Below are 13,749 nucleotides of genomic sequence, written 5' to 3'. Positions count from 1 at the left end.
ATGTAGTGTTATCGACGCGGCGTGCGCTTGAAGACTGACGATATGCCAATGGCATGTCGTCGGTCTTCAATTGTATTGATCGCAGCAGGCTATTTCATACCGCCCTTCAACAAGATTCTCGACGTCACCAGCCAGTACCACTTCGTGGCAGGCGTCTTCGTCTTGCTGGTCGTCATCATGCTGATCATCGGCAAGCTGTTCCCGCGTGAAACCAAGTGGGTACACCACGACGCCGGCGAAGTCGATCTAACGCCCTGGAAAGGCGCTTGGCCCGTAGGCTTGGTGCTGGTCCTGTGTGTCATCGCCATCTATGCTGCATTTGCTGGCGGTTAAACGCACACATCATCAATGAGAACGATGAAAAACGCCCGATCGGCATTGAAGCCGAGCGGGCGTTTTTTCGAAAGTTCAGGAAAAGCGACTAGTCCGCGAACGGGTTGCGCAGCACGATGGTCTCGTTGCGATCGGGGCCCGTGGAGATGATATCGATCGGCACCCCCGTCTGCTCCTCGAGAAAGCTGATATAGGCCCGTGCGTTATTGGGCAGGTCCTCGATGCGCTTGGCCCCCAGGGTCGACTCGCTCCATCCGGGAAGATCCTGATAAAGCGGCTTGACCACTTCATAACCTTCGGAGTCGACAGGGTGATCGATGATGGCGCCATCCTTGCTGCGATATCCCACGCAAACCCGGATGTTTTCCAGACCATCGAGCACATCCAGCTTAGTCAGGCATATCCCCGATACCGAATTGATCTGCACCGCATGGCGTAGCGCCACGGCATCGAACCAGCCACAGCGCCGTGCGCGCCCCGTCGTGGCACCGAACTCGTGGCCTTTCTCGGCCAGATGACGGCCGAATTCATCGAAGATCTCGGTGGGAAACGGCCCCGACCCGACACGCGTCGTGTAGGCCTTGGTAATCCCCAGCACGTAATCAAGATACAGCGGCCCCACGCCAGAACCGGTGGCCGTCCCCCCCGCTGTAGTATTGGAGCTGGTCACGTACGGATAGGTACCGTGGTCGATATCCAGCAACGAGCCCTGGGCACCTTCGAAGAGGATATTCTCGCCGGCCTTGCGCATCTCGTGAACCAGCGACACGGTATCGCAGACCATCGGGCGAAGTTCCTCGGCCATTTCCATCGCCTGATCGAGAACCTCCTGAAAATCCACCGGTGATTCGTTGTGATACTGCGTCAACACGAAATTGTGATAGTCGAGTACCTCGCCCAGCTTCGACGCGAAACGCTCGCGATGCAGAATATCGCCGAGACGCAGCCCACGCCGCGCGACCTTGTCCTCGTAGGCCGGCCCGATTCCCCGGCCGGTCGTGCCAATCTTGGCAATGCCACGCGCCTTTTCGCGCGCCTGATCGAGACGCACGTGATACGGCAAAATCAGAGGACAGGCCGGAGACAAACGCAGCCGTTCACGCACGGGGACGTCTTTCGCCTCCAGCTCGCGGATTTCTTCCATCAACGCTTCCGGTGAAAGCACCACGCCATTGCCAATCACGCAGGTTTTACCGGCACGCAATACACCTGAGGGAATCAGGTGCAGGACGGTTTTTTCGCCATCGATCACAAGCGTATGGCCGGCATTGTGCCCCCCCTGAAAGCGGACCACCGTGGCGGCGGATTCCGTCAGCAGGTCGACGACCTTGCCCTTGCCTTCGTCACCCCATTGGGTGCCCAATACGACTACGTTCTTGCCCATTGCTTTCGTCTCTCGATCAAAGAATCCGCCGATTTACGCGAGCGGTTCGACCCGCCATTCGCCGTTGGTTTCCACTAGCTGCCGATCACAACGCTGTTCGCGAGGCCCCACACGCTGCCCTGGTAATGCCTGAATGACACGCTCGCCGGCGGCGCGCAGATGCGCAATGGCCTGGATGAGCGTGTCACGATCGTCGGCAGGCGCCCAGATGGCATCGCTACGCGGGCCACTCTCGATGAGCGAGGCCAACAGTTTGAGATCCATGGAAAACCCCGTCGCCGGACGCGCCCGACCGAAGGCGCGTCCCGTGTCATCGTAGCGCCCTCCCTTGGCCAAGGCCTGACCGTAACCCGGCACATAAGCCGCAAACACCATCCCCGTATGGTATTGATACCCGCGCAACTCAGCCAAGTCGATATACACTTCGGCCTGTAGATGATTGGCCGTGACGGCGCGGCACAGCGCCTGAAGTTCATCCAGTGCCGCCGCGACGGCGGGAGGCGCTCCCGCAAAGACTTCGCGAGCCTGGTCGAGCATCTCCTGCCCGCCGTAAAGACGCGGCAACGTTTGCAGCATCTCGGCCAGCGCGGGGTCACGAACGTCACGCGCGACCAAGGCATCGACATCATTGAAGGCTTTGCGCTCGATGGCTTCGAAAAGCGCATGCTCGCTTTCCGCATTCAATGCTGCCGCGTGCACCAAGGCACGATAGATGCCGATATGACTGAGCGCCAGGTGAGTTTCGCCGGCCCCGGCAACTTCGAGCCCCGTGAGTGCCAACCGCAACACCTCGATGTCTGCATCCAACCCCGCATGGCCGAACAGCTCCACGCCGACCTGAGTCGGGCTGCGTCCACCCTGATGTTGATCGGCCTTGGCGCGCAACACGGTCGTACAGTAGCAAAGCCGTGCCGGCCCGTTGCGCTTCAACGAATGCGCGTCCATACGCGCCACTTGCGGCGTCACATCCGCGCTGGCGCCCATCATCCGCCCAGAGAGCTGATCGGTCAGCTTGAATGTCTGCAGATCGAGATCGGTCCCCGTGCCGGTCAAAAGCGAATCGAGAAACTCGACCGTCGGAGGAATCACCAAGTCATACCCCCAGCGATCATAGAGATCGAGCAATGCGCGGCGCAGTTGTTCCATGCGCGTCGCCTGAGGCGGAAGCACTTCATCCATACCGTCGGGAAGCAGCCAGCGGTCAGCGATGGTCATTTTTCGGTCCTGCCAGAAATGAATGGCGTATTGGCATCGTCGGCTAAGGACGAGCCGACACGAACGCTGACACGTCGTGCCGGAGTCACATACCGAGCCCGTCGCGAATCGCCGTAGAGGCAGCCAAATCCGCTGACAGGCCACAAAAAAACCGGGCGACGCCCGGTGTCAAGAGTCTATCACATTTGGCCTCCGGATGTACCCCGGACGGATGTACCCCGAACGGAGGTTCCCCGGAGGCCAGGTCGTGACTTATTCGTCGTTGCTGCTTGTCTCGCCGTTCGGCGACCGGAAATAACGGAAGAACTCGCTATCCGGGCTCAACAACAGCATATCGTCGCCCTTGTCGAAGCTGTTCCGATACGCTTGCAGAGAACGATAGAAATTGAAGAAGTCTTGATCCTGTGTATAAGCACTGGCATAGATGTCCGCAGCCTTGGCATCACCTTCACCACGCAGGGTCTCGGCCTCCTTGCGCGCATCCGCCAACGTCACCTGACGCTGACGATCGGCCCGGGCGCGAATACGCTCGGCCTGCTCCTCACCTTGGGCGCGATACTGACGCGCTTCGGCATTACGCTCGGTACGCATGCGCTGGAAAACCGCCTGCTGAACTTCTTGAGGCAGTTCAACACGCTTGAGGCGAATATCCAGTATCGAGACACCCACCTCTTCGCGCAGTCGTTTATCCAACTGTTCTTGAGGCTCCTCGAGCATCTCGTTGCGTTCTTCGCTGATGATCTTGTCCACTTCGCGGCTACCAAAGGCGTTACGCAAGCTTTCATCAACGCGCGGCGCAATGAGGTCCTCAGCACGCGACACCTCGCCTCGTGTGGCCTGATAGTACAGGCTGGGATCGATGATCTGCCACTTGATGTAAGAGTCGACGATCAAGGCATTGCGACGCGCTGTCAGGAAGCGACTTTCGGTGCTTTCCAGCATCTGCACGCGCGCATCGAAGAAGCGCACGGTGTTGAGCACCGGCCATTTTGCGTGCAAGCCAGGCTCGATATCGGATTGCACCACCTCACCGAAGCGTAACTTGATGGCACGCTGCTTCTCCGTCACCACATACAAGCTGGAACTGGCGATCCAAGCCCCCACGGCCAGCAGTGCGACGATACCCAAGGCACGATTGTTGACCATGATTAACGACCCTCCCGCGAAATTCCGCTCGACTGGCGCTGACCACTGCTATTGTCGCCACCAGAAAGTGGTTCGTTTTGAACCTGCTGGGAGACCGACTCAAGTTCACGTATATCTTGTGAGTCAACACCGCTACCGCTACCACCGGCGCGAGGCTTACCTAGCTGATCGAGCGGTAGATAGATCATCGAATTGTTCTGAGAACCGACATCGATCAATGCCTTGCGGTTGTTACCCAACACTTCGCTTACCGTATCCAGATAGAGACGTTGGCGTGTCACTTCCGGCGCCTGCTGGTATTCGCCCAACACGGCCAGGAAGCGGCTGGTTTGACCTTCGGCATCCGATACCACGGTATTACGATAACCAGTGGCTTCCTCGATAAGGCGCTGCGCTTCCCCTTCGGTGCGGGGCTGCAGGGCATTCTCGTAGGCGCGCGCTTCGTTGATCGAGCGCTGACGATCCTCTCGCGAGCGAATCACGTCGTCCACGGCCTCTTGAACCTGGTCGGGCGCCTGAGTGCTTTCCAGGTTGACGGTCTGCAACCGCAGCCCTAGCCCATAGGCATCCAGCGATTCCTGGAGCCGTTTGGCGACCTCGGGTCCGAGTTCTTCACGACCACTGAGCAATGAATCCGGGACCGGCGGCGTCATGGTGACCACCGGCAATTCGCTGGGATCCTCCACGGTTTCCGGCATATCCGGCACCTTGCCGCCTTCATCGATCTGTTTGACTTCTTCGACCTCAGTGGTACTGGTCAACACATTCTGCATGCCACTCGCGCCGACGACATGGCGCAACGTGGAATCCAGCGCGTTGCGCAGGCTCTGCTCGGGATCACGCACGTTAAGCACATAATCACGAGGATTAGCGACCTGATACTGGGCGGAGAGACGTACCGTCACGATGTTGGTATCGCTCGTCAGCATGGAAGCATTCTGACGGAACGAACGCACCTCGGTAACGTTCACCCTCGTCACTTGATCGACGAAGGTGGGGCTCCAGTGCAGACCAGGGTTCACCGTATCGTGGTATTTGCCGAAGCGCAGCACCACGCCACGTTCAGACTGATCGACCACGTAGAACCCGGACCCGGCCCAGATGACCAATGCGATGATCACCAGCACACCCGGCAGTATGAAGGGATTCCCCTTACCGCCCCCGGAGCCGCCATTGCCATTGTTATTGCCACCACGCTTGCCGCGCTTCCCCATCAAGCGACTAAGCTTATCCTGAAACTTCTTCAGCGCCTCGTCGAGATCCGGTGGGCCTTGGTTGTTGCCACCATTACCACCATTGCCCCCACCGCTACCGCTACCGCTGCCACGGCGACCACCGCCGCCGCTCCACGGGTCCTGCTGATTCCCACCACCAGGCTCGTTCCAAGCCATACGTTTTCTCCACTGCATTGATTGCGATGCATCTCGCCAAGGACGCCAGTGACGGGCACTGTCAGTGGCGCTCCCACTCCGGGTGATCAAGGGCTCCCGGCGGCAAATAATCTGCTGCTTTCTCGCCGAGACGGGCCATCAACTGAAAGAAATCGCGTCTAGGTAGACGGATATCCAGAAGGATTCGGCCCTGCTCGTCAAATTGTTCTTGCTGCACGGCATTCAACGCATGCAACGATGCCCGCAATCTTCCCTGATCGGGCGCCAGCGTCAAACTCGTCTCGAGCAGCTCTTCAGCCAGCAGCTCGCCGAGTGCTTGATGCAGCAATTCAAAGCCGCGTGCATCACGTGCCGATAGCCACACGATCTGTGGACGCCCGTGTCCGTCACGCTCAAGACGTGGGGCGCTGTCCAGCATATCGATCTTGTTCATGACTAGCAGCCGCGGCACCTCAGCGGCACCGATCTCCTCGAGCACCGTATCCACCTGCGCCACGTTGAAGTCGCGATCCGGGTCCGCCGCATCGATGACATGCACCAATAACGAGGCTTCAGTCGCTTCCTGCAAGGTGGCGCGAAACGCTTCTACCAATTTGTGTGGCAGGTGGCGGATGAAACCCACGGTATCAGCCATGACCACGGGCCCGACATCCTCGACGTCGATGCGACGCAGCGTCGGGTCGAGCGTGGCGAACAACTGGTCGGCGGCGTACACATCCGAATTGGTCAAAGCATTGAACAGCGTCGACTTGCCGGCATTGGTGTAGCCCACCAGGGAAACGCTGGGGATCTCGGCGCGTGCCCGCGCACGGCGATTCTGATCGCGCTGTGTACGGACCTTTTCCAACCGCTTGTGAATCGCCTTGATCCGCGCACCCAACAAGCGACGGTCGGTTTCGAGCTGCGTTTCCCCGGGGCCGCGCAAGCCGATCCCGCCCTTCTGGCGCTCCAGGTGGGTCCAACCACGCACCAGGCGCGTTGACATGTACTCTAGCTGCGCCAGCTCGACCTGAAGCTTACCTTCGTGCGTACGCGCGCGTTGCGCGAATATATCCAGTATCAAACCCGTGCGATCCAGCACGCGACTTTTCAGGGCGCGCTCCAGATTGCGCTCCTGCGAAGGCGACAAGGCATGATTGAAAATGACGACCTCGGCGCCGTGAAGTTCGCGTGTCTCGCGAATCTCCTCCAGCTTACCGCTGCCGATAAATGTTTTGGGGTCGGGACGACGCCGACTGCCCTCGATGAGGGTCGCCGGCGTCACACCCGAGGAACGCACCAACTCCAGGAATTCTCCCGGGTCTTCACGCTCCTGTTCGTCGTGGAAATCCACATGGACGAGAATCGCCGTTTCACCGGCGTCGGGACGTTCGAAAAACAATCAGCGCCTCTCGATCAAACGTCTTCTTCCGCCGGGGCATTCGGATCCTGGACGGGAAGACGCACGTTGCGGGATGGCACAACCGTGGAAATGGCGTGCTTGTACACCATCTGACTGACGGTATTGCGCAGCAGGATGACGAATTGATCGAAAGACTCGACCTGTCCCTGCAATTTAATACCGTTCACCAAAAAGATGGAGACCGGAATGCGCTCCTTGCGCAGAATGTTCAAGTACGGATCTTGAAGGGACTGTCCTTTGGACATTTTGCTCTCCCTAACTTCTCGCTGTGGTTTATGGTCGTTTTCGAAGGGTCACAGCCGCCATTCGCGTCGCCACCGCCGTTCGCGGCGCTACTCGCCAAGCGTTGTCGTGACCGGTCATCTTACGCTAAGTGCCGCTTCCGCGCACGATTTTCAATACCTGCTCGTGCATATCGCTCGCCTCGCTATCGACCCACCGCACGCCTTGCCAATTGCGCAGCCAGGTCAACTGACGCTTGGCGAGTTGCCGCGTCGCCGCCATGCCTCGCTCGCGCATCGTGGCTTCATCGGTCTCGCCATCCAGATGTTCCCACATCTGACGATAGCCGACACAGCGAATCGCGGGGAAGCCGCGATGCAAATCGCCGCGCGCCCGGAGAGCGGCGACTTCCTCGCGGAAGCCTCCCGCCAACATGTCCTCGAAGCGCTGTGCGATACGTTCATGCAGCACTCGGCGCTCGGTGGGTGCCAGCGCTATGGACACGAGACGCCAGGGAAAGGTTTCACTAGGCTGTTCGGCCCATAGCTCGCCCAGTGCCCGGCCAGTGAGGCGATACACTTCCAGTGCCCGCAGCAAACGCTGCCGATTGTGCGGGTGGATAGTGCTCGCTGCGATCGGATCGACCTGCGCGAGCTCGGCATGCAACGCCTCCAACCCCTCGCGTTCGGCGCGCAGAGCCAGCTCATCGCGCAGCGCAGGATCGCGAGCGGGCAGTTCCGCCACGCCATCGATCAAACGCTTGATGTACATCATGGTGCCACCCACGAGTATAGGGATACGCCCCTGCGACGAGATGTCGCGCATTTCGGCCAAGGCGTCCTCGCGGAATTCAGCGGCGGAGTACGTGTCGGCAGGGTCGCGAATGTCGATCAGACGGTGCGGCGCACGCGCCAACTCTTCCGCCGAAGGTTTCGCGGTACCGATGTCCATGCCGCGATAGATCATCGCCGAGTCGACGCTGATCAGTTCACCCCCCAAGCGCTCGCGCAAGGCGATGGCCGAATCGGTCTTGCCGGCCGCCGTCGGGCCCATCAAGAGGATGGCCAGTGGCCGCGTATCGTTCATCGAGAATCCTGAAAACGGTCGCTGACCAGCATTACTGGCCACGAAGAAATAGCTTATCCAGCTCGTGCATCGACATCTCGGTCCAGGTCGGCCGCCCATGATTGCACTGCCCGCTGCGTTCGGTGCGCTCCATGTCGCGCAGCAAGGCATTCATCTCGGGCACTGTCAGCCGACGGTTGGCCCGCACGCTGCCATGGCACGACATGCTGGCAAGCAATTCATTGATATGCGCTTCGACTCTGTCCGACCGCCCGAAACGCTCGAGATCGCCCAGCATGCCATGAATCAGCGATTCGACATCGGCATTGTCGAGCAGCACCGGCACCCGACGCACGAGCAGCGTCTCCGGGCCGGCGACGTCCAGCTCGACCCCCAGGCGCTCGAACGTCTCTCGCTCGCGCTCGGCGGTTTCCACCTCGCGCGTGCTGACCGCCAGCGACATCGGCACCAGCAGCGGCTGTGTCTGCAATCGCCCCAGGGCCTGGCCGTCACCATGAACTTGCTGCTTCATGCGCTCGTAGGTAATGCGCTCGTGCGCGGCATGCATGTCGACCACGACCAGTCCGCGTGCGGTCTGCGAAAGGATATAGACACCATGCAACTGCGCCACCGCATACCCCAATGGCGGGGCTTGAGTCGCATCGGCTTCGGGCATCGCCGGTGCCTGGATGTCAGGCTCAGAGGTCGCCGTCGCCTCGGGTTCGGCGCGCGGTGGCTGCGGCGTCAACAGCTGGTCTTCATGCTCGGGATGCAGCGCCTGGTAACCGGCCATGAATTCGCGCACGCGATGCGCCGCGGGACGCTCCTGATCGGCGCCCAGCGCCATGCCCTGTTGTTGCCAGCGCGGTTGCGCGTCGACAGCCGCTGACGACGCTCCCGATACCGGCATTTCATCACCAGCGCTCGCGGTCGCCGGGTCTGACGAAGTGGCCTCGTTGGGGCGCACATCGGCCAGCGCACGATGCAGGCTCGAGAACAGGAAATCATGCACTAGGCGCCCATCGCGAAAGCGGACTTCATGCTTGGTGGGATGCACGTTGACATCGACCACGTGCGGGTCAAGCTCCAGATAGAGCACAAACACCGGGTGACGCCCGTGAAATAGCACATCGCGATAGGCTTGACGCACGGCATGGGCGACCAGGCGGTCACGCACGACACGTCCATTGACGAAGAAATACTGCTGGTCCGCCTGTGCGCGGGAGTGGGTCGGCAGCCCGACCCAGCCCCACAGCCGCAAGCCGGTCGCTTCGATATCCACATGCAGGGCATTCTCGAGGAAATTGCGACCCAGCAGCGCCCCGACGCGCCGCTCCATCGCCGCCGGCTCTTCGCCCGCCCGCAGCTGATGCACGACCTTCTGATTATGGCGCAGCACCCAGGCGATGTCGTAGCGCGACAGCACCAGCCGCCGAAACGTCTCTTCGACATGGCCGAATTCGGTCTTCTCGGTACGCAGGAACTTGCGTCGCGCAGGGGTATTGAAGAACAGATCGCGGACCACGACCGAACTGCCACGCGGATGTGGCGCGGGGCTCACCCGAGGCTCCATCTGGCGGCCTTCGGCGACCACGCGCCAGCCCTCGCTCGGCTCATCCTGCGTATTGGAAACCAGTTCGAGCCGCGAGACCGAGCTGATCGAAGCCAGTGCCTCACCGCGAAAACCAAGGCTATCCACGCCTTCGAGATCGTCCAATGAGGCAATCTTGCTGGTGGCATGTCGTGACAATGCCAGCGGCAGATCGTCCTCGGCGATGCCACGCCCATCATCGCGCACACGAATCAAACGGGCGCCGCCGGCTTCGAGATCGATCTCGATCCGCTGGCTGCCGGCATCGATGGCGTTCTCGGCCAGCTCCTTCAATACCGAAGCCGGCCGTTCGACGACCTCGCCGGCCGCGATCTGGTTAGCGAGCCGAGGATCAAGGATATGAATGCGTCGGGATTCCGTCATAGCCACCATTGTGCCTCGCGCATAGGGCTCACGTCATGTTCACGCTCACGAATGGGGGATCTGCAACACTTGGCCCACACGCAGGATATCGCCGCTAAGATCGTTGGCCTGCTTGAGCGCCAGCATCGTTACATCATGACGCGCCGCCACCTGAGACAGGGTATCGCCTTTTTGCACGCGATATTCGCCAGGCCCTTCGCCACGCCCCTGGTCACGTTGCCAGGCCAACAAGCTGCTAGGCGGCGGATGGCGGCGAAAATGCGCGATGATGCCGTCGCCGATGGCATCCGCAACCTTTTCTTGAAACGCCGACGAGAGCAGCCTCTTTTCTTCCCCAGGATTGGAGATGAATCCAGTTTCGACCAGCAATGACGGAATATCAGGTGATTTCAACACCACGAAGCCCGCCTGCTCGACTTGTGAGCGATGCAGACGATTGACGCGCCCGAGTTTATCCAGCACCTGGCCGCCGACGCTGAGTGAATCATTCATCGTCGCGGTCATGGTCAGGTCGAGCAGAACACCGCGCAGCACTTCGTCCTTGTCGGACAGGTCGAGATTGCCATCGACACCGCCAATCAGATCGGAACGGTTTTCCGTCTCGGCCAGCCAGCGCGCACTCTCCGAAGTAGCCCCGTTCTTGGATAGCGCATAGACGGAGCTGCCAGTGGGCCCTCGGCTCTTGACCGCATCGGCATGCACCGAGACGAAGAAATCGGCTTTTTGTTCACGCGCCAGCAGCGTTCTCTTGCGCAGGCCCACGTAGTAATCGCTGTCTCGCGTCAAAAAGGCTTTGAAGCCTGGCGTGGCATTGATGTGCATCTTGGCCTTGCGCGCGATGGCCAATACGACGTCCTTTTCATACGTGCCGCCAGGTCCGATCGCCCCGGGATCTTCCCCCCCATGGCCGGGATCGACAGCCACGATGATATCGCGCTTGGGGTGGGGCTTGGCCTGGCTATCATTCTTGGCCAACGCCGCGCTCGGCGACGTCCCTTCTGCCTCGGCCTGCCTCAGCTCACGTTCGGCATCCATTTCCTGGTCGCGAATCATGGCCGCGATGGGATCGACAGGTTCTTCCAGCGCGCCCTCGCCCGGGTAGTCGAGATCGACCACGAGGCGATAGCCATACTGATCGGTGGGCGGCAACAAGAAATGATGGGGCTCTATCTTCCTGTTGAGATCGAAGACCACGCGTAGGTCGTCGCCGTTGCGCCTGCCAGTGCGCAACGTCTCTATCGCGCTGTCGCTGGTGTCGATATCGTCCGGGTCGAAGGCCAGTTGCGCGTCCTTCAAGTCGACGACTAGGCGGCGCGGGTCGTCGAGCTTGAACACGGAACTGCTCACCTCGTCGGACAAATCGAAGACCACGCGCACATGATCGGGTGCCGCCCAGAGTCGGATGTTGTCGACGTCGACATCAGCGGCCTGGGCAGATGCCACATGACTCATCGCCAGCATCATCAGCATCGTCAGGCTAATGAGATGCCGAACGGCACTCAGGCGACAGCGTATCTGCCAGGGGGTATCGTGAAACGGCTTCAAGCGTCGGTTTCCTTGTCCTGACGAGTGGCGTGTAGTGCAGCGATCACGGCCTGACCGTGCGGACTGAGCCCTTCGAGCGTGACGTGGCGGCCCTCGCCTTCCAGGGCAAGGCGTACCACGAGATCGGCCCGGGGCAGCCATCCAGCACCTCGGGACGGCCATTCGATGAGGCTCAAGCCGTCCTCGCCGAGCATGTCGCGTGCGCCCATGAATTCGAGTTCTTCGGGATCGCCCAGCCGGTAGAGATCGAAATGATAGAGGCGGCGCCCGTCCAGCATGTACGGCTCCACCAATGTATAAGTAGGACTCTTGACCGCCCCCTCATGGCCATAGGCACGCAAGATGCCGCGCGTCAGCGTCGTTTTGCCGGCCCCCAGCTCACCCTCCAGGTGTACTTGGCCGTGACCATCCAGGGCATGCCCCAGGGCTTCGCCGAAAGCGACATGGGCGGCTTCATTGGGCAGAAAACGTTGCATCTATCGTGGCATCTCGCGTTATCGCATGACATCAAAGGGGGGAGGGTTGGCAATCGCGCGCGCATAGGATGCCAGATCCGTGGCGACCAGACCACGCTCGCCTCCATCGCGTGCCGCCGCATCACCGGCGAGGGCATGCAGTAGAACACCATACCGCGCCGCTTCGCCCGGCGTTTGGCCCTGTGCCAGCAACGCCCCGACGATTCCGGAGAGCACATCGCCCATGCCGCCACTCGCCATGCCCGGGTTGCCATAGGGACACACGGCGACGCCGTTGGCGTCGGCGATCAGAGTGCCCGCCCCTTTGAGCACCACCGTACCCCCATAGCGCTCATGCAACGCCAGTGCCGCCGCACGCCGATCACCCTGAATCTCGGCGCCGGAGACACCCAGTAACCGCGCCGCCTCGCCGGGATGCGGGGTCAGCACCCAGTCGTCACGGCGGCGCGGGGCTTCCTCTGCCAGCCAGTTGAGCGCATCGGCATCGAGCACGCTGGGCACCCCCGCAGCGAGCGCCGCCTGCCACAGGGCGTGCCCCCAGGCCTGACGTCCAAGCCCCGGCCCGACCACCAGCACATTGGCTTGATCGAGCAGCTCGCGGATATCTTCGGCCTTCTCCACGCCGCGCGCCATGATTTCCGGGCTGCGCACCAGGCTTGCCGCGACATGCGCGGCATCGGTAGCCAGGCTGACCTTGCCCGCTCCGCTGCGCAGCGCAGCTTCGCTGGCCATCAACGCCGCGCCCCCGAAACCGGCGCCGCCACCGATCACCAACACATGACCGAAATCGCCCTTATGACTGCCCCGTGGCCGGGGCGGAAGTGCGTGCTGCAATATGTCGGCCGCCTGCAGTTCGCCCAATGGCACGAGATCATCATGCGCCTGAGGCGTCACACCGAGCATCTCGACACGCAGTTCACCGACATGATCCGCGCTGGCACCGGTATGCAAGCCAAATTTATCGGCAATAAAGGTGACGGTCAGGCTGGCTTGTACCGCCACACCTCCGATACTGCCGGTCTGTGCCGACAGTCCCGAGGGTACGTCCACCGCCAGCACCGGGCGCGGTGTCGCATTGAGAATTTCGATGGCACGGCGCAATGGTTCGCGAACCTCGCCCGTCGCTCCGGTGCCCAGCAGCGCATCGATCACCACGTCGCCATTGATCACTGTCTCGGGCCGCCATTCAATGACATCGATCCCGGCTTGCCATGCCATCTCATAAGCCCGGGCCGCGTCGCCGCTCAGCGTCGCGGGGTCGCGCAAGGCGATGAGCTGCACGTCGAGGCCATCGCCCGCCGCCAGCGCCGCCATCACATAACCATCGCCGGCGTTGTTGCCACCGCCACACAAGATGCTCAAGCGATGCGCTTCCGGCCAGCGCGCACGCAAGGCGGCATACGCCGCCTGCGCGGCACGCTGCATCAACTCAAACCCCACCACTCCCTCGGCGATGAGACGCCGGTCCAGCGCCTGAACCTGATCGGCACCATACAAGGGATGCGGCGCTCGGCATGTGGTTGTCATGGTTCGCCTCCTATTTTCGTGCTCGCCGGCGACAAGCATTTATTCCCCGCAACGATTGCGCTAGGGTG

12 protein-coding genes are annotated in these 13,749 nt (G+C 61.1%); 1 reads left to right on the top strand and 11 read right to left on the bottom strand.

Annotation, left to right across the window (positions count from 1 at the left end):
* Positions 1 to 48 precede the first annotated feature (48 nt).
* Positions 49 to 333 carry a hypothetical protein gene (locus tag L1071_RS04020; protein WP_246969003.1) on the top strand — a complete coding sequence of 95 codons (285 nt, stop codon included), beginning with the start codon at positions 49 to 51 and terminating at the stop codon, positions 331 to 333.
* A gap of 88 nt (positions 334 to 421) precedes the next feature.
* Here the strand turns inward: L1071_RS04020 and L1071_RS04015 are convergent, their stop codons facing one another.
* The 11 genes from L1071_RS04015 to L1071_RS03965 all read right to left on the bottom strand — a co-directional run bounded on the left by L1071_RS04015 (position 422) and on the right by L1071_RS03965 (position 13,681).
* Entirely contained in the window at positions 422 to 1,717 is a 1,296-nt protein-coding gene (locus tag L1071_RS04015; RefSeq protein WP_246969001.1) for an adenylosuccinate synthase, read from the bottom strand.
* A gap of 33 nt (positions 1,718 to 1,750) precedes the next feature.
* Complete coding sequence (locus L1071_RS04010; protein ID WP_246968999.1) at positions 1,751 to 2,932, bottom strand: ATP phosphoribosyltransferase regulatory subunit; 1,182 nt, start codon at positions 2,930 to 2,932, stop codon at positions 1,751 to 1,753.
* 252 nt (positions 2,933 to 3,184) lie between these two features.
* On the bottom strand, positions 3,185 to 4,078 hold the full coding sequence (hflC, locus tag L1071_RS04005; protein WP_246968996.1) for a protease modulator HflC: 894 nt from the start codon (positions 4,076 to 4,078) through the stop codon (positions 3,185 to 3,187).
* A gap of 2 nt (positions 4,079 to 4,080) precedes the next feature.
* On the bottom strand, positions 4,081 to 5,469 hold the full coding sequence (hflK, locus tag L1071_RS04000) for an FtsH protease activity modulator HflK (protein WP_246968993.1): 1,389 nt from the start codon (positions 5,467 to 5,469) through the stop codon (positions 4,081 to 4,083).
* A 61-nt stretch (positions 5,470 to 5,530) separates the two neighbouring features.
* Positions 5,531 to 6,850 carry a ribosome rescue GTPase HflX gene (hflX, locus tag L1071_RS03995; RefSeq protein ID WP_246968990.1) on the bottom strand — a complete coding sequence of 440 codons (1,320 nt, stop codon included), beginning with the start codon at positions 6,848 to 6,850 and terminating at the stop codon, positions 5,531 to 5,533.
* Between the two features lie 14 nt (positions 6,851 to 6,864).
* Positions 6,865 to 7,116 (bottom strand): RNA chaperone Hfq, encoded by a 252-nt coding sequence (gene hfq, locus L1071_RS03990; RefSeq protein WP_040243993.1) that lies wholly within the window; start codon positions 7,114 to 7,116, stop codon positions 6,865 to 6,867.
* 124 nt (positions 7,117 to 7,240) lie between these two features.
* Complete coding sequence (gene miaA / locus L1071_RS03985) at positions 7,241 to 8,179, bottom strand: tRNA (adenosine(37)-N6)-dimethylallyltransferase MiaA (protein ID WP_246968987.1); 939 nt, start codon at positions 8,177 to 8,179, stop codon at positions 7,241 to 7,243.
* 31 nt (positions 8,180 to 8,210) lie between these two features.
* Entirely contained in the window at positions 8,211 to 10,133 is a 1,923-nt protein-coding gene (gene mutL / locus L1071_RS03980; RefSeq protein WP_246968984.1) for a DNA mismatch repair endonuclease MutL, read from the bottom strand.
* A gap of 45 nt (positions 10,134 to 10,178) precedes the next feature.
* The gene (locus L1071_RS03975; RefSeq protein WP_246969807.1) at positions 10,179 to 11,603 is read right to left on the bottom strand and encodes an N-acetylmuramoyl-L-alanine amidase; all 1,425 of its coding nucleotides are present in this window, start codon (positions 11,601 to 11,603) and stop codon (positions 10,179 to 10,181) included.
* 71 nt (positions 11,604 to 11,674) lie between these two features.
* Positions 11,675 to 12,154: a tRNA (adenosine(37)-N6)-threonylcarbamoyltransferase complex ATPase subunit type 1 TsaE gene (gene tsaE / locus L1071_RS03970; protein ID WP_246968981.1), complete on the bottom strand. Its 480-nt coding sequence runs from the start codon at positions 12,152 to 12,154 to the stop codon at positions 11,675 to 11,677.
* A gap of 18 nt (positions 12,155 to 12,172) precedes the next feature.
* Complete coding sequence (locus tag L1071_RS03965) at positions 12,173 to 13,681, bottom strand: NAD(P)H-hydrate dehydratase (RefSeq protein WP_246968979.1); 1,509 nt, start codon at positions 13,679 to 13,681, stop codon at positions 12,173 to 12,175.
* Positions 13,682 to 13,749: the final 68 nt, after the last annotated feature.

Origin of the sequence: Chromohalobacter sarecensis (assembly GCF_023061135.1) — a bacterium.
Lineage (GTDB): Bacteria > Pseudomonadota > Gammaproteobacteria > Pseudomonadales > Halomonadaceae > Chromohalobacter > Chromohalobacter sarecensis.
The sequence above is the reverse complement of the archived record's forward strand: the minus strand, read 5'-3'. Positions and strand labels throughout refer to the sequence as shown.